Annotated in this window: 13 protein-coding genes; 1 reads left to right on the top strand and 12 read right to left on the bottom strand. The window is 55.8% G+C overall.

Annotation, left to right across the window (positions count from 1 at the left end; translation table 11 throughout):
* Window positions 1–407: 407 nt before the first annotated feature.
* From NHH03_RS20220 to NHH03_RS20190, 7 genes are all read right to left on the bottom strand, one after another.
* Window positions 408–1655 (bottom strand): SHD1 domain-containing protein, encoded by a 1248-nt coding sequence (locus NHH03_RS20220; RefSeq protein WP_253159027.1) that lies wholly within the window; start codon window positions 1653–1655, stop codon window positions 408–410.
* Window positions 1656–2696: 1041 nt separating this feature from the next.
* Window positions 2697–3761: a hypothetical protein gene (locus NHH03_RS20215; protein WP_253159025.1), complete on the bottom strand. Its 1065-nt coding sequence runs from the start codon at window positions 3759–3761 to the stop codon at window positions 2697–2699.
* 64 nt (window positions 3762–3825) lie between these two features.
* On the bottom strand, window positions 3826–4080 hold the full coding sequence (locus NHH03_RS20210; RefSeq protein WP_253159023.1) for a hypothetical protein: 255 nt from the start codon (window positions 4078–4080) through the stop codon (window positions 3826–3828).
* Window positions 4081–4187: 107 nt separating this feature from the next.
* The gene (locus NHH03_RS20205) at window positions 4188–4682 is read right to left on the bottom strand and encodes a hypothetical protein (protein WP_253159021.1); all 495 of its coding nucleotides are present in this window, start codon (window positions 4680–4682) and stop codon (window positions 4188–4190) included.
* Between the two features lie 39 nt (window positions 4683–4721).
* Entirely contained in the window at window positions 4722–6221 is a 1500-nt protein-coding gene (locus tag NHH03_RS20200) for a serine/threonine-protein kinase (protein WP_253159019.1), read from the bottom strand.
* 505 nt (window positions 6222–6726) lie between these two features.
* Window positions 6727–7218: a sigma-70 family RNA polymerase sigma factor gene (locus tag NHH03_RS20195; protein ID WP_253159017.1), complete on the bottom strand. Its 492-nt coding sequence runs from the start codon at window positions 7216–7218 to the stop codon at window positions 6727–6729.
* Between the two features lie 532 nt (window positions 7219–7750).
* The gene (locus NHH03_RS20190; RefSeq protein WP_253159015.1) at window positions 7751–8680 is read right to left on the bottom strand and encodes a hypothetical protein; all 930 of its coding nucleotides are present in this window, start codon (window positions 8678–8680) and stop codon (window positions 7751–7753) included.
* Window positions 8681–9029: 349 nt separating this feature from the next.
* Here NHH03_RS20190 and NHH03_RS28235 point away from each other — a divergent pair, with 349 nt between their 5' ends.
* Window positions 9030–9356 carry a GxxExxY protein gene (locus NHH03_RS28235; protein ID WP_315861475.1) on the top strand — a complete coding sequence of 109 codons (327 nt, stop codon included), beginning with the start codon at window positions 9030–9032 and terminating at the stop codon, window positions 9354–9356.
* A 256-nt stretch (window positions 9357–9612) separates the two neighbouring features.
* Here the strand turns inward: NHH03_RS28235 and NHH03_RS20185 are convergent, their stop codons facing one another.
* From NHH03_RS20185 to sthA, 5 genes are all read right to left on the bottom strand, one after another.
* Window positions 9613–11934: a glutamine amidotransferase gene (locus tag NHH03_RS20185; RefSeq protein ID WP_253159013.1), complete on the bottom strand. Its 2322-nt coding sequence runs from the start codon at window positions 11932–11934 to the stop codon at window positions 9613–9615.
* Entirely contained in the window at window positions 11931–14369 is a 2439-nt protein-coding gene (locus tag NHH03_RS20180) for a BatA domain-containing protein (protein ID WP_253159011.1), read from the bottom strand. The genes NHH03_RS20185 and NHH03_RS20180 overlap by 4 nt, the downstream gene beginning before the upstream one ends.
* 12 nt (window positions 14370–14381) lie before the next feature.
* On the bottom strand, window positions 14382–14717 hold the full coding sequence (locus tag NHH03_RS20175) for a hypothetical protein (protein ID WP_253159009.1): 336 nt from the start codon (window positions 14715–14717) through the stop codon (window positions 14382–14384).
* 31 nt (window positions 14718–14748) lie between these two features.
* Window positions 14749–15900, bottom strand: coding sequence for a M28 family peptidase (locus NHH03_RS20170; RefSeq protein WP_253159007.1), 1152 nt, complete (start codon window positions 15898–15900; stop codon window positions 14749–14751).
* Between the two features lie 92 nt (window positions 15901–15992).
* Window positions 15993–17378: a Si-specific NAD(P)(+) transhydrogenase gene (gene sthA, locus NHH03_RS20165; RefSeq protein ID WP_253159005.1), complete on the bottom strand. Its 1386-nt coding sequence runs from the start codon at window positions 17376–17378 to the stop codon at window positions 15993–15995.
* Window positions 17379–17409: the final 31 nt, after the last annotated feature.

The following is a 17409-nucleotide window of genomic DNA, read 5'->3' as shown; positions in this document are numbered from 1 at the left end:
AGTTCCCGCTGAACCAGCACATTGTCACGGAGAGCGGGAGAAAAGGTGCGCGGACTCTTGCTTGACGCTTTTTAGGTCCGTCTTTCACTTCGGTGGCTGAATTCGGTAAATCTGACCTGTTTCTCGGGTCGATGAAGCCGGAGCACTTTCGGCGAGGGCCATTCGGCGCGTCGGTCCGCGGATTCTGAAGACACCGACGCGAGTTTCACCCCGCCCGAACTCCGTTCGGGCGATGCAACCGCTTTCACGGCAAGAAAAGTGATCCTCGCAGAGGTGGTGGCGATCTGACGTCAACTGCTGCAATTTTAATCTTCGTATCTCGTTACCATCGATCCAGCAGATTCCGATCTTTGCGGGTGCCGCCAACGTCGCGACCTTGCGCCATAAATAAGTATAGCCTCGGTATCTCAGCTTCCGAGGTCTGCGAGCAACTGATCCAAATTGCGGAACGTCGGTTGGGTTTGCGAGATGATGAAGTTCTTGCCGCCAGCAAACTGGATTGTGCCCGGACCACCAAGCGGGCTCCACGATCTCGGTTCGATCATCGTCATCATTGTATTGAGAACCAACGAGGACACCGGAGCCGATGCAAACGCCATTGCGACTCGTCGCTGCTCAAGATTTCCTTTCGCTTCACCCGCCGAAACAATCTCGATTTCCATACCATGCTCGAGCCACTGGCAATCGACTTGACCGACCATCAAATCGAGCGCATCTTTTGCCGACACGTGATCCAGTTTTATCGAGGATGCTCGTTGATCAGCGACAGAGCTGGAAACGTCAACTTTTCGATTCAGCTCAGTCGTGAGAGCCTGAGCGAAAATGTCCAGCGTCCCGTCAGAAATCTCGAGCGATACGATTTCGTTGTCGAGCGGATGGGCGTAACGATGAGGGTTTGGTCGCAACGAAAGTTGCCGTGCGAGCTGCCGGTGGATCTGGGGCGTTTGGCGGATCACCACGGCAGTCGGAAGCAGCTTCACGCTCCCGATGCCACCCATCACATCCCAACTCTTAGGCTCCACCGATTGGATCTTGCTCGCCACCGACGCAAAGTCGTTTTTTGGAATCGGAATGCGATACGCAATCGCCACTGCAGCGTTATCTTCAGCAGCGTCTGCCGTCGTGATTACCAATACGGTGCGCATTCGGTACCAAGTCAACTTGTGCTGGCCAAGCATCGCATCCAACTGATCCGCAAGCGACGCGGCGGCACCGCTGGTATCGATCGGTATGCTAGGCGCCAGCCCGATCTCTTCAAAGCCTCGGCGATCAATGAACACGTTAACGTTGATTTGACTCGCGAACTTATCCAACGCTACGTCGGCACCACTCACGATCGCGGGCCCAGCCAAGGTTTCTGTGAGGAGTGCTTCAGCCTCTGCAGCGGATGGCGTCGCCATGTTGGGCTGCTTTGAATCCAAAAATTCCAGATCCGCTTGACTGAGTTTGCTCTTCAGAACGGTGATCTCGCGGCCGTCCGTTGTCGTTAAACGAACGGATCTAGCATCTTGAGAATTAAGCACCGCTTCGACCGAAAAGTTGCCTGTCTTGTCACTCCAGGTCTTTGATTCCTGTGAGAAAGCCTCGCTAGGAGAAAGCAACGCTGCGGCAATCACAACGACGCGGACGTTCACGTTAAAGATGCAGTTCATCATTGTCGTCAACTCGAAAAAGGGGCAATTATGTTCTCCTGCTCAAAATACTATCAAATAACGTCCCGCTGCAATCGTGAGCCGAGCCGCGCGAGGATCGAGTAAAGTTCCCGTCGTAGTAAAATTGCCGCCGTCTGGCAACGACAGCCACGAACAATCAGTCAATCTTCTCCCACCGGTTCCCAAGCCGCCGTGCCTTGCTCACTGCCCTAAATCAAGCCGTGCCGCCAGTGCTTGTTCTGGCAAGCTCAAATTTGCGTCGAACGATGCAACCGCCGCGACTTGAAAATTGACAGCCACACACGATGCGGACCACTTTCTGCCCCTCAACGATTCCTGTGAACAAATATAAGGACCACGTGAAGGGCCAGCTATGCTGTGTTTCCACTTGGATCGTTCATTGCAGGTCGCGCACAAACTTGCGGCGATGGGCTCTACAATCCCGATGCGAATTGAATTCTGGTGTAAAGACTTGAAGTCTTTCACCGCGTATCGCCAATCCGGAAGAAATGTGGAGGTACTAATGAGCAACAATAACCCGGGACAAGGCTGCCTAATGGTACTTTGGTGGTCCTTTCTAGGAGGCGTGGGTGTGACCGCATTGTTTATAATGGGATTGATCGCGTACTCGGAACTGATAACGGGTGGAGAGTTTCTAAGAACTCCGACAGCACACGGCGCATGGGGGCCCACGACGGGTGGGTTAGTGTTGCTGTTGGGTACTCCGACGGCATTGCTCGTTGGAGTACTGATTGGCGCAGCGGTGGGTGCTAGCCATACGAGCCGAAAGTGAAGGACACGCGTACTGTGCGCGACTCGCTATCCGTTTCGCAGCCTTCGATTTATTTTGCTGCATCGCTGGAGAGCGGAAGCGATTCCGGTCGCGAATGAGAGATTCAGAAGCCAGACAGTCAAGTCCACGTCGATTCAAATTGGGTCGGTTACGAAGACCTCCGGTTCGGTTCGCGATCCGTACGCTGCTTGTCGTGATGACCGGTGAAACTTGAGACGCGGAAACGGAGATGCCCACTCAATCGTTTCGGGTCATTGCGCCAAAACTGCGACCAACAGCAGAAGACAGATCAAGAAGGCGCACGCCGCGAACAGCCATGCCCTGCGGTTGCTGAGCCACGCCCATGAACCTGCCCTCGCGTGAAGGGTGGCTGCCACGGTGCCGAAGATGGGGATCCCCCAGATTCCGATCACTATTGGCATGACGACTCCCCAATTATCTGGGTTTTGATTTCTCATCACTGCGAGAAGCGTCAGCAGGCAAACGACGGCATAATAGCCAAAGCCACCGAGCAAGAACACGGTGAATCCATTGGCTCCGATCGGTTTGATCGCTGCTGTTTGAAACGTCTCGTTTTCCGGTGTTGAGGCGATCGGGACTGTGGTGCTGGAACGACGCTTGCTGGTTGCTACGACATAAGCAAGTAGGAGAATTGCCCCCAATAGCAGCCCGAATGGTGGAAGGAAGTAGTAAGAATGCAGCAGATAGAGCGACACACCAATGGCGACCACACCAGCGGCAATCTGCCAGTGTCGATATCGAATGTACGCCGCAATGGCGCTCGTCCCCCAGATCGCGATGTTCAGAACCTGCAGCGGCCACAGCAATGAGCCAGTCCAACCCATTGGGCCAATGCTTTCAAAGGTCAAACCCCAGGTCAGGGCGGCTGTCGTGTAGGCAGCTGCAGCGTAAACAAGAATACTGCGGACGATTGAGATTTTACCGGTTGTTACAAACGGATCTTCGATCGAGTCAGCCGCTTGGCGCCAGCGTAGGGAACTGCAAATTACGAATCCCGCGATCGCTCCGAGGATCGAAAGGAAAAGCGGAATCACGCCGAGCGAAAACGCGTAAAGCGCCAGAAGCTCAATTGCACTGTTCATGCCGCCTGTCCAACCATGCTCGACCGCTCTCCCGGTCGACCCAGGAAACAACCCACTGGGATCGCCGCTCGATCCCCAGATGGCACCCTTGATCCAGGCAAAGATCAGTAGCACCAAATGGACGGATACCACTCCAATAATGGTCCCCTTGATCATCCACGACCAAGTTGAAGATCGCGTGTGCGATAGCGGCGGAGCTGAATCACTGTTCATGGAAATCTCGCGCTGCAATGGCGTAAGGCATATCGGTTTTCTGCCACATGCCGGCTGCTAAAGATCAGAGGTGGGAAAAAATGAATAGCATAAAGATCACCGACCCCGCGGTGACTGTTCCGATAACCAAACCGACGCTCGTCCCCAAAAACGTGCCCGACACATCGAAACCGATGACTGCACCGATAATGCTTGTGAAGCAAACTCCGAACGCAATTCCTGTTGCCAGCGGACGATGGTCGGCACGAGCACCGGCGGCCTCGGCGGGAGTTGCTACCATTCGGCGGAACACCCCTGGCGAGACGGCGGCAAAGATCATGTTGCCTATACGAATTTCCCCCGATGGTTTCAGGGGCCCTCGCGTTTTCGCTCGATCGCCGATTCGGATTATCACTGACAATTTTGATTCGTCTCTATCTAAGTTCATTAGGGCTTGGCTAAGCGACCGTTGAACAGGCATCCGCCTATTACGCCGCAAATGATGGAAACCGGGAACACGATGAAAAGATAGACCATCCACCACCAACTCAACTCAAATGCGTTTCCCAGGGAGTTTCCGCTTGAAAAAAGATCAGGTTTGAACACCCGCAAACAGACGATCATCAGAGTTGCAGAAATTGCAGGGGTGAGCACCCCACCAGTTATTGCAGCCAGAACTGGATGAACTCTGTGTCTTGTAATTGCCGAAAAAACCGCGAGACCCAAGGAGGTTCCTATCAGCCCTCCGAAAAGGCTGGGAATGAGAATATAGAAAACGACATCTTCGAGTTGGCGACAAGCGTTTCCTGCAAAAACGATTGCTAACCCCATGAGTGCGGCAGAACCGAGAACGCCTCCCACCAATGCCGCATGTCTGAGACGAAAAACGCGGCCGTCGGCCTGCTTGGCCAGCACTACAAGCTCTTCTTTATCAAGTTGCATAATCGACTTTCCATCTTCAAAACTTGCGTCGTCCAAGGACTAGCCACGAACTCCAAGACCTCGCACGACCATGCCGATTCCCAAGATCACACCGACCGCCAAGAGTCGCAGTTCTTTTGGAGCTTTCCATTGATTGGCAACGAGTACCCAGGTATACGCAACGACGCAGGCCAAGCAGATTGATACGCCCAGCACGATGAGTGGAACCGACCGTTGCCTGACTTCCTTAGGACCCGAGCCGGCTTTTCTTCCCATTCGGACACGGGCATAGTAAACCAACATATTGAACAAATACGGAGCACCGAGCACCAACATGACAGGGTAAGAAAAATCCAAAAGTTCCCAGGGCGGCCATCGTCCCATCAGCGCACCAATCGCGAAAAATATCACAATTGGCATAAACAGCGAGACAACGATCATCAACGCGGTGAATTTTCCCAGGTTGCGGTCGGCCCATCGATAACCGCGCGTCAGCCTAGAAAGCGGCCGAGCGTTCACCGATTCGTTATTGAGAAACCGTTGTAAGTCAGCCGCCAGTTCACGGGCAGACGCGTACCGTTGGCGGGGACTCTTTTCGAGACACTTCAAACAAATTGTCTCCAAATCCTTCGGTACCTTGGGATTGAGTACACGAGGAGAAATCGGAGGGTCGTGGATGACTTGCCGGAGCGTTTCGAGCGTTGAGTCGGCGACAAAGGGACCGCGACCGGCCAAACAAGCATACAAGACCGCACCCAGTGCATAGACATCGCTGGTGGGACCGACCTGCCCTTGTTCTCCGGAGGCCTGCTTGGGAGACATGTACCCCGGCGTCCCGAGGATCTGCCCGGACTCGGTAAGCTCGGCGGCCGTCTCACCTTCCACCGGAATGAGCTTTGCCAAGCCAAAATCAGTTACATGAGGGCGACCTTCTGCGTCTAAAAGGATGTTCGACGGCTTGAGGTCGCGGTGTAGCGTTCCTCGAGCGTGCGCGAACTCAATCGCTTCGGCGACGGATTTGACAAGCTCAGCGGCCTCACGGGGAGCAATTGAGTTGTCTCGAAGAATCTCCGCAAGAGTCTTTCCCTCGATGAAGTCCATTGTGAAATACGGATGCCCCGCATGCACACCCATTTCATGGACCGGCACGATCGAGGGATGTTGCAACTGCCCTGCAGCCCTTGCTTCGCGGGCGAAACGCTGTTGATCAGCCTCGCTGGCAAGACCCCCACAAAGAATCATCTTGAGGGCGACGATGCGATCAAGTTTCTCCTGGCGAGCCTTGAATACGACCCCCATACCGCCTCGTGCGATTTCCTGCAGTATTTCGTACTGCCCCACGTATTTCAGTCGTTCGCCGATCGCGGGTTTTCCGGTTGCGGCCAAAGCCTTGGAGTCGACCGTGGGCAAAAGCTGGGTATCGCCCGGTACTTTGCTGCGTAGGTCGGCGAGAGCGTTCTGTACTTGTTCCTCATCGTCCAAGAACCGGCAAATCGAATCTGCAGCATGCGGGTACCGCTGACGCAACTCGTCCCGATCGATCGATTCGCCGCGTTCCATCTTTTCAAGCCAGGGTGCGAGCAACGACTCAAACGCGTCATCGTCGGATGCCAGTTGGTTGTCGCTCATATCACGATCATCCGTTCCACCACTGTCACCACCATTATTGATGTCCTATTCATTCGGCGAGATCGTCGACGGCTGAAGAATCCACGATCGGTTAGTGTTGCGGTTGGGTTTTGCTGAGCGACCCGAAAAGCCAACCCAGATAGGCCCACCAATGAAATTCCGATTGGAAATGCACCAACTTTGTCTGCTCAGCGGCGATACTTTCAGTACCAAAAAAATTTGTCGGTGCATCGCACGAACGAAAACCAGCTTCGGACCACAAGGAAGATGGACACGGTCCGCCTGAGAAATCGCAAACGCTGCCAAATGGCAATTCTCCGATCCAACGCCCTTTATAATACAGCGTGGTTCGTGACGTCCGATGACGCTCAAAGCGGCACGATTCCCGGATTTCTGGAAAACACCAACCGCTTGCTTACGGATGTCTATCCAAAGGTCATCTTCTCTGCGACGTGGGCCAATGTGATCGTAGGTTCTTCATGCCCCGATAAATTGTCGCGGCAACGGCCCCCTTTGGCTTGCCCAATCTCTCAGCAATTTGCTCCAGTGGTAAAGACTGTAAATGATGCATTTCGATTGCCATACGCTGCGAATCGGGAAGTTTGGCGATTGCCTGTAAAAGTTTGTCAACGGCTTCATTTCGCGCCGCCTTTGCGCTTGGGGTCGAATCATCAGCGGCTAGGCAGTCACAGAGCCAGTTAGTCGATCGGTCGATGGAGGCATCCAGTGATTGCTCCCTGCCAGCATCTCGTTTTTGCGTTCGAAGTTTGCGCAGTTCATCAAGTAAGTTGTTCATAAAGACACGTTGCAGCCACACGAGTCTCCCGCTTCCTTCAATGGGCGCCGCAGTCTGTTGATTGAATGCTTCCAACATGGTTGCCTGAACAACGCCTGAGAGATCGATCTTGCCGATGAGTTCGGGGTCCAAATGCGCCATTCCAAGCAGACGCAGGTGATCACCATGCTTCTCGGGTCAAAACGAATCGGAATCCATAAACGAAACTCGAAGACTGAATATGAATTGTTTAGCCTATTTCGTTCGATCGACCCAATTCTTGCAAGCCACACCTACGAGAATCTTGCCTTAAAGAAACTCCATTCCCTTGCTGTTACAGCACGACGGTTGGATCATCCTCAGCATTCTAGGCGATCCCCGAACTGCAGGAGACGCGTGACACCGAAGCGGTTTTCGGCCTGCTGCTTGCGCCACCCGGTGGCCGACTCCGGTATTAGTAAGCGAGGCTGAAGTTGGAGACGCGAGACCACCTCCACGTTGGTGATCTTTTTCAGCTGAGTACCCAGATTCCAAAACCATTTCCTTGGTTTTCCAGGAGCCAACTGCGCATATGATCTCTTCGCGTGAATCTTCGAAAGCTGAGCCTGAAAACTTGCACATGGCGCCAAGAAATCAGGAGTTTAGACTTGGCTCTGAGAAACACGCGGTGCTGTAAGTGCGACGGCTAGGTGATGTGCTGCATCACACGGTATTCGCCTGAATCGTTTATCGCGACTTCGACCCAGGGTTCAGAATTGGCGTGGGTACGAAGCACGACTCTATTGCCGGTCTGTTCTTCAATCGACTGTTCAACCCAGGCGTAAAGGCTGCCTCCCAATTGCGCGTAGACACCACGGTAGGGCTTACCCTGTTCTTGAATATGGTAGTCGTAACCGGTCATCAGACAGGTCGTGCTCGCCAGGATTTCGTATGCTTCGACCAGTTCTTCGTCGTCGGGAATATCAAAGGGAAACTCTTCGTCAGTGTCGTACTCGGGCTCAATCGGCGGCAATTCGAAATATTCGTGTGGGAATAGCGGCACCCAATTTACCGCAGGTTGCTCCAGGTTTTCGCCCCACTCGACGGTTCCGCCTTGTTCCCTATCGGTGACCAATTTCAATACACGATTTGAACGCATGTCGGTCATTGGATGAATGGACATGTCAACATGCAACCACTCATTTTCGGACAGCGAATTGGGATTGAAGTACGCCGCCGGTGCGGATTGAGAATCGTCTACTGGAAATGATCGCAAAACAATCAACTGCGGAACCTTTTGACGAATATGCTGGACATATTCTTCAAATTCCAAAAACTTGTCGCCCAATTGTGTTCGCAACCTAATATCAAGCATTCGATGGAAGATTGCATTTTTCAATCCACCGCTACTTTTATCACTGGTATCAGCGCCCACGGCCTCGGCAAGTTTAACCAGATCTCCGGGTTCAAATCGACCGTGCCCAAGCGTCATCGTGACTATCATTCGGCCTCCAGCAAGACTCTGAACTCGCTTTTCTCCCGTCGCCTTGCAACGAATAACGTCAGCAATCATATCGATGACGCGTTCAGGAAGGTTTCTCACAAATGTTAATTTTAATTCGTCGAACTCTGACATTATTTTGCTTCCGGTGCAATGTTGGTGGAGCTCAACATTTTAACACATGTGGGCGTTGGGTGGACCAATACGAACAAGGTGATCAAGACGACTGTATTTATCCAACCTGATTCAGGAGAAAAGGCTCCAGAGCAGAAAAGATTACAGGACTCAAAAGCTGGCAATCACTTGCTCTCCCGCAGGCGGTAACTCACCGGTATCCGAAAAAACTGGCGCAGTCGTTCAGCCAACGCAAGTTTCGCCAACAGGCTTGCACTCTCCGGTGGCCGACTCCGGAGCAAGTAGGCATCAAGAAGGAATCATTAACGTGCCCCGTTGCTGAAGGCTTGCTGGCTGCCATCGCCGTTGCATGTGTGGGGATCACTTGCCACGTTGCCGGATGGATGAGATCTTCATCCGCAGCGGACTTAAAATGTCACGCAGTTCCCCGTGCGAGTGGATGTGGCGAATCAGCGACCTGATGCAGCCGCATATGGCACAAGTCTGGAAGTCTTCTGCAATGAGGTTCGCAAAAGCACCTGGCCGGTCTGTGGCGGGTGTAGCCACAGATGAACACGGATCAACACAGATGAACAACGACGAGTTGAACACGCTGACGAAGCAGGTCATCGGCTGTGCGTTTCAAGTGTCAAATACATTGGGTTCGGGCTTTTGGGAGAAGGTCTACCGTCTCTAGCGATCTGTGTTTATCGGTGTTGATCTGTGGCCAATCCACTCCCTGGTTTTGGCACGGATAGCATGAGAAAAAAAGTAGGGGGACTCTTGCTTGGCGCTTTTTAAGGTCCGTCTTTCACTTCCGTGGCCGACGTCGCGGCAGCGTTCTATGTTGTCGGAAATGGCATCGGTGAAATCACCAACGTCTGGCAACTTCCTGTTTGTCACGAGGGCGAGGGGAGATCTCGCACCGGTGCAGCGATCGATTGTGCGCGGATCTATGCCATGCCCCAGCGGCGGCGCAGTAGCCACTCTGCTGTGAGTGCGCCGGCGAATAGTAGGAACACCGCCCAGCCGCTGGCGGGGCCATCGCCGAGTCGCGTTTTTTCGATCACGGGTGTTTGGGCGCTGCGGCGTTTTTCGGCAATCGTTGCAATCAGTTCCTCGATCTGCTGTGTGTCGAACGCAGCTCCGCCGTGGGCCGAGGTTAAATCGGCCAGCTGTTTCATGTAGACCGGATCGGCCATCGGCCGGGCAAGCTCGCGACTGGTCTCGGTGACTTGAAACGCGACTTCGTCACTTTGAATGGAATCGTCGCTGGCGCGGACCAGCAATCGATAAAAACCGGGCTCCAATTTTGGGATCCGACCACTGATGCGGACGTCGGTCCCGACGGTGGATGTGACCTCGAGTGTTGTTGCTTGGCCGTTGGCATCGATCACACTGGCGGCCAGTGTGACCCCCGATGGATCTTCGCTTAGGGTTTGTAATCGAGCCCGGAACTCGGGTGTGGCGTCGGGTTCGAATCGCCGCAGATCCATTTCCGCGACCACGCTGTCGCCGCCGGATTCTTCGCGAGACATCAGCCACAACATTAACTGACGCCAGAATCGACGGTGTGCTTCGGCCTTTCCCGCACGCCACCAACGAAACGTTTCGTCAACGGCCAACGATGCCACGCGGCCTTTGCCATAGCTGCCAATCACCAACAGCGGTTGTTGCTGTGGGGTCTGTAACAAGACTTGCACACCGGCTGCGACTTTGGGACCGACAAAACGATTGGCACCGGGTAGATCCGGCAATGAGTTCCAAACGTTCTCGCTTCCATCCCCGCCGAGCGCCACGATCGGATGGTTTTTCGCCGCGCGGACTTGGATCGGACCGGCGAGCTGGGCGGCTTGGCGAGCACTTTTTTCAGCCGCTGACAATGCATCGCGAACCGGTTGGCGACGCAGTGCTGCGTCCATTTGAACCGGTAGCACGCTGGCCAGGGGGCCGTCGGCATAGCCGCCGGTGCCATAGGTTTGGAATCCGCCCATCGTGATCAGGCCAACGCCTTCGCCGACGCGCTCCGCGATTTGAGCCAACTGGGCCGGGCCGATCGCACTGGCATCCAGATCACCGATCATGATCACGTCGTAGCGTCCAGGTTGCAGAACGGCGTCCAGCGAAACCGGCCAGTTTTGGTCACCTCGGATCGGGGCGTAGTCCAATTCCAAATCGGGAAAGTGTCGTAGCGCGCGGCGCACGAAGGTTTGTTCGGGGCGGCCGGCGCCCTCCAGAATCAAGATCCGGCCGCCACCGGCGCGGACTTCGACAAACGCCGTTTGCGAATTGTTGCTGGTCACCCATTCGCCCTCTTGCGCGGCGGCGTCGACCTGCAGCCGGTACAGCCCAGGTGCGGGTGCGGTCATCTGGATGTTCATGCCGATGGTTTCGCTGGCCCCGCGAGGATCGATCTGGCGCGAGCGGGCTTCGGTTTTGGAACCGTCACTGGCAATCCACGACAGAGTGACTGGGATTTGCACGTTGGCCAGGCCACTGGTTTCCACCGCGAACGCCACATCGAATTGATTTCCGGCGAACAATCGGAAACTATCGGTCAGATTGGTGACGGCCACATCGCGAGCCGAACCGTCGCTGCCTGGCGGTCCGATCGGGATGGTCCACAAGGGCACCCCCAGGGCGTTCAGGACTTCGGCACCACGTCGTGCTGCGATCGCGTCTTGCGGGCTGCTGTTGGTTGGGTCGGGAGTCGCGGTCTGGGTACCATCGCCGAACATCACCACGCCAGCCAGCGGTTTTCCACCAGCGGCGTCGATCGAATCCTGCATCGCGCGTCCCAGGTCCGTTGTATCGCCGGTGGGCTGACGCGACTGCAGCGGTTGGTCGATGTTGGCGATCGATTCACTGTCTTGGGCATCGCCGATCAAGTCGGTTTGGCTGTCGTAACCCAGCAAACGGACATCCAGGGTGCGGTCCAGTTTCGCGACGCCGGCCATCAATTGGTGTAGCGCGGTGATTTGGCTGGACCAGCGATCGCTGCCGTCGCCGTCCGGCAGCGTCATGCTTTTGGAGGTGTCGACCGCGACGACCAGCGTGGCTGGCGCGGGCCGATTGTCGCTGCGGATCAACGATGGTCGCATTGCTGCAAGCAACAGCACCAAACCGGCGAATGAACGCAGGGCGATCAACCACTTTCGTTTCTTCGGATCGTCGGTAGGCGGGGTGACCATTGCGATCACGCCGACCGTCAACAGCGCCAGCAAGATCGCGACTGTCAGCGATCCATAAATCGGCTCGAGTGCAAATTGTGTCATGCCGCACTCCTGGTAGCGGCAGTGATCGAGGGCCCGGTGTTGGGACGGCGATAGAAGCGATTTGCGAGGATCTGTTCAAGCAGGAAAATGACCAGCGCCAACAACATGATCGGCGACCACAGTGGCACAGAGGGTTGCGACCGACCCGCCGTCCATTCCATTTCGTCCAGCGACTCAATTCGTTTGACCGCTTCATCACCCAACAGCGCCGACAATTGCGACGGCTCGACGCGTTTGGTCGCGAGCTGAGCGCGGGGCAAGTTGATCGTGAATCCCAATCCAGGTTCGTCGCCACGGATCCAGTGGACGCCACTGTGCTGGGGTTGGCCGATCAAGATCCGCTGGCGTGGTTGTGTTTCATCGCCGGATTCGGTTGCCAGATCGATCGGTACCGGCGCAGTGCCCTGAGCCGGAAACCACTGCAATCGCCGTGGTTGGTCATCGGTGGCGGTTAGCGATTGGATCGGGATCGACACCGCGGTGCCGACTGGCATCGACCACGATTCGCTGCTGCGACCCGTCAAGTATTGTGTCAGTTCGCGAATCAAGGCAAATGCGGTCCAGGAACCCGACCGGAACAATTCGTTCCAGGATTCGCCCGCCACCAAGTCAGGAATCGGAGTGGTCAGGATCAACAGCTTTCCGGGGACGTTTGCCGTGGCTTGGATTTCCAACAGCGCCGCGTGATCCATGCCGGCATAGCGCATCAGGGTTTGGCCGTCATCGCCGGGATCGACCTGCCAGTATTGGTAGACGCGGGCATCCTGGAACGGAACACCGCCGGGCGTTTGCGCCAGCGCATTGAGAGCCGGGTGGGATGCGGCGGAGATCTCGAGAAAGGTTCCCGGATCGGGGACACGCCAACGTCTTGAAAAAGTGGGGTAGCCATTGACCTGGACCTGGTCTGCGCCGAGCGCATCGCCGACGGCCAGAAAAACCGAACCGCCGGCGGCGATGTAACGCTGCAGTTCAGGCGTGCCGAGAGAGTTTTCCGGTGGGTCGAGCAAGATCACACCGGCGAAATTCGTCATCGTCGTTGCCGCGAGATCTTGGTAGCTGACTTGCTCGATCGCATACTGTGCGGCGGGGTCATTGACCGGTATCGGCGCCGAGATGCTCCAGCCGATTTCATCGACTTCGGCGGTCCGGTCGCCGACCAGCAACAGCCGACTGGGCGGCAGCACGGTCACGGTGAAGTAGCCGGAATCATCAATTGATAGCGCATCGCTTCCGGTCAGATGAATGGCACCGTGATGCAAACCGACCGGCAGCGGTGGCAGGGTCATTTGCAGTTCCACATTGCGGCCAGGCGAGACTGGCACACTGACACGATCGACCGGCTTGGCGGCGGGCAGCAGAATGGTTCCGTCGCGCACCACCGGCAATGCGGCGTCACTGGGATACAGCACGCATTCGGCGGTGACCTCAACGGTTTGATCGGTTTCTGGTTGATCGGTTGTCGATTCATCCTGGTTGATCGACAGGGTTGTGGCAACGACAACGGGCGTTTCGGGTGCGGGAGCGCGATCGGACAGTTGGGGCACCGACAGGCTTCGATTCACACCTGCAAATCCACCGATATCCCAAAGCGTCACTCGAATTCCCAGTTCGTCGATCAGTCCAGCCAAGCTATTTCCACTGGGTTGGTCGTTGAAACTGGATGCCGGCAGTGCGCTGATCAAAACCAGTTGGCGCGATGGAATCTCACTGGACTGCAACAACCGCGCGGCGGCCTCGAGTCTCGATTCCAACGGCTGCACGACTTCCAACGGTTGCAACTGTTCGACTTTGGAAAGAGCGCCGGCTAAATCCAAGGCAAACGTTGCCGGGGTTGCCGAGCGGTCGATGATCGCCAGCCGACTCTCGGGACTGGCAGCAACAAGCAATTGTTCGGCGGCGCTGCGAGTGCGTGTCAAATGATCGCTTGATCCCTCGTTCCAACCCAGCAGCGACGAATTGTCGATCACAATTGCCAGGGCCACCGGAGTCGCTCGATCGATTTGTGGTTTGGTGCCACTGGCAGCGGTGTATCCGCCCCAGAGGATGGCGATCAAACCGGCGACGGCGGATGTGGCCAGCAACGACCACATCAATTTGGTTTGATTGGGTTTGCCGGCGGCCACCGACGCCATGACCAACGTCGCGATTGCGGCCAGTGCCACGATTCCGATCGTCGACCAGGTCAGCGACAGCGCCTGTGAAATCACGGGGCGGGCCAGTGCCAGGGCCAGCGCAGCCATTGCGGCAATCCGCAACGCCAGCAACCACCAGCGACGCACTCGCAGTTTGCTGCGGTTGGTTTCGAAACGCTGCGTTAACAAACGGACCGATGGAAAGAGGACCTGTTTGGGCTCCTTCCGGGCGATCAGATGCATCACAATCGGAATGCCGATTGCGGTCAGTGCTAGCAGTAGGGTGGCGTTTAAGAATGTCACGAGATGGGTGCGTTAATCCTCCGTCGCACGCTTTCGCATCTGACGCATTTTTTCTTGGTGGTGCCGATGGGTGCGATAGGCATCCAGTCCGGCCAAGATCACGATCACCATCAGGATCAATGCCACCGAAGTCCAGGCGGCAGCAAAGACCAATCCGACGCCGGCGATCGTGGCGGCAAGGATCAGGACGCCACAGATCCCAATCAGTAGGTTGACCCGAGATCGCGATTTCTTGCGGCGCTGCAGATACGATTCGTCTTCGTCGCGGTCCACATCCTCATGTGGCCAACCGCGATGTTCTGTCCATTGCAGCCAGCAGGCAAAAAAGATCAACGTTGAAGCGAGCAAGAGTCCTCCGGCAAACATTCACTCGCGCCTGTTACTGATTCGTCTGGTTGGAAACGCTGCTTTGCGAAATCATCCATTGGTGTGCGACCCAGACCACGGCCGCGATCGATTCACCACTGCAGTTGGCCGGCACGTCTTGTTGCGTGTGCCAGTACGACGGGGCGCCAATGCCGGGTCGCGGGTAGTCAAAATCGATCACATCAATCGTGGGGATCCCGGCGATCTGGTTCAGTGGCAAATGGTCGTCACGCAGTTCATGTCGCTGTCGCATGACAAAGGCCTGGACGCCCAATCGGTCGGCGGTTTTCCAGAACGATCGCGCCACGTCTTTGGCGTATCGCAAACTATTGACTTCGTAGTACAGCTTCAATTCTTTATCGCCGATCATGTCGAACAGGACGCCCGATTGGTAGCCGATCTTAGGTGGCTCGGTTTTGTATTGATTGGCAAAATAGGTCGATCCAATGAAGTAGCGATCGCGGCGTTCTTGCCAGACAAATTCTTCGCCGTCGAACATCACCAGATCAACGCCAATATCGCTGGGCAAGTCATCCAGTTGATTGGCCAATTCCATCAGCCCAGCGGTGCCGCTGGCGCCGTCATTGGCGCCGATGAAAACACCGCGTTTGTTGTGGGGGTCTCGGTCGGGATAGGGCCGCGTGTCGTAATGGGCACAAAACAAGAAACGTTTGGGTCGATCGGGGTGCCAGGAAGCGATCAAGTTTGTCATCTCGAGCGCGGATCCGTCATTCGGATTGCGGGTCTCGAAACCTTGCCGGGTCACCGTGGCGCCACGTTTGGCGAAAAAATCTTCGAGCAATTGCTGTTGCCGCACCATCGCCGGGCTGCCCGATGGCCGAGGCCCTAAATCGCACAGTTGGTTCAGGTAGCCCATCGCCCGGCCGGCATCGTAGCGATCGGGAATCGGGCCCACCGCAGGGCTTTCGGCCACCACGGCGCCGCGCCCACCGACGCCCGATAGCACCGCGATCAAGATCACGACCAAACCAATGATCAATCCCAACGCCAGGAACGTCCATGTCGGATAAGAAGGGCGTGGCGATCCATCACTGGATTGGCGATCGGAATCCGATCGCGGTGGATGATCGCGACGGATCGTTAGCGATTGCTGCCGCGGCTGGTCGGCCAGCGAGTGAGACGCGGAAACGAAGGCTTTGGTCATGAATCAAGTCGGCCGATGCGGTGCGAAACAGTCCGACCGGTCAACTGGCCGCTCAGACAGCAGCCATTGTAGCGCTCCGACAGGTGATGTGACTAGAACAGTCGGTTGTATCCATTGAGCGCTGCGACCCGGTAGGCTTCGGCCATGGTGGGATAATTGAATGTGGTTTCGATGAAATACTCCAGGGTCTGGCCGTGACCGCTCATCACCGCTTGGCCGATATGGATGATTTCCGATGCGTTTGCGCCAAAGCAGTGAACACCCAGCACCTCCAATGTCTCGCGATGAAACAAAATTTTGAGCATGCCAACGGTGGTTCCCATGATTTGAGCACGGGCCAAACTTTTGAATTGACTTTGGCCCACTTCGTAGGGAATGCAGGCCGCAGTCAGTTCACGCTCGGTTTTTCCGACCGAACTGATTTCGGGACTGGTGTAGATTCCGGTGGGGATGTCGTTGATCCGCAAGTTGCCGTCGCAGCGTCCGAGCACATGCATGCCTGCGGCGCGGCCTTGCGTGTAGGCGGCACTGGCGAGCGAGGGAAAACCGATCACATCACCGACGGCATAAATGTGTGCTTTGGCGGTTTGGAACTGTTCGTCGACTTCCAATTGGCCTCGGCTATTGACTGCCAGTCCGATGTTTTCCAACCCCAGGTCTTCGGTGTTTCCGCTGCGCCCGTTGGCCCATAGAAACGCATCGGTCTTGAGCGCTTTGCCGCTTTTCAGGTGCAGCACCACACCGTCGCTGTGTCCTTCGATGCGATCCATTTCCTCGTTGTGGCGAATGATCACGCCTTGGTCACGTAGGTGGTAGGCCAATGCGTCGACGATTTCATCGTCCAGAAATTCCAGCAGGTGACTGCGGGTGTTGATCAAATTGACTTTGATTCCGATGTTTCGATACATCGATGCGTACTCGGTACCGATAACCCCGGCGCCGTAAATCGTGATCGAACTGGGTTTTTCTTCGAGTTGTAAAACGGTGTCGCTGTCGAAGATGCGTGGATGACTAAAATCGACATCGGGCGGGTGATAGGGACGCGTGCCGGTGGCGATGACAAACGATTTGCTGCGGATCGTTTCTGCATCGTCGATCGACACGGTGTGTTCGTCAACGAACCGCGCTTGCCCGAAAAAGATGGGGACTTCGTTTCGATCGTAAAACGATTGCCGCATCGTGACCTGTTTGCGGATGATCGCTTCGGTGCCACGCCGCAGTTGCTCCATGGTCGGGCTGGCATGAATCCCCAGTTCTCGGAAGACAGGATTCTTCAACACGTTCATGGTGTTGGTGATCGTGTATCGCAGGGCTTTGCTGGGAATCGTCCCCCAGTGGGTGCAGCCGCCGCCGATCTGACGGTATCGTTCGGCGACTCCGACCCGCAACCCGCCTTTGCGAGCCTGCATCGCCGCCCCCTCGCCGCCGGGACCCGTTCCGATCACAAATAGGTCAAAATCAAACTCTTTGTCGCTCATCTGTGTCCGCTTCTTGGCTGGAAATTCCGAT

Source organism: Stieleria tagensis (assembly GCF_024129865.1).
Taxonomy (GTDB): Bacteria; Planctomycetota; Planctomycetia; order Pirellulales; family Pirellulaceae; genus Stieleria; species Stieleria tagensis.
This window is presented reverse-complemented; position numbering and strand designations above follow the sequence as displayed.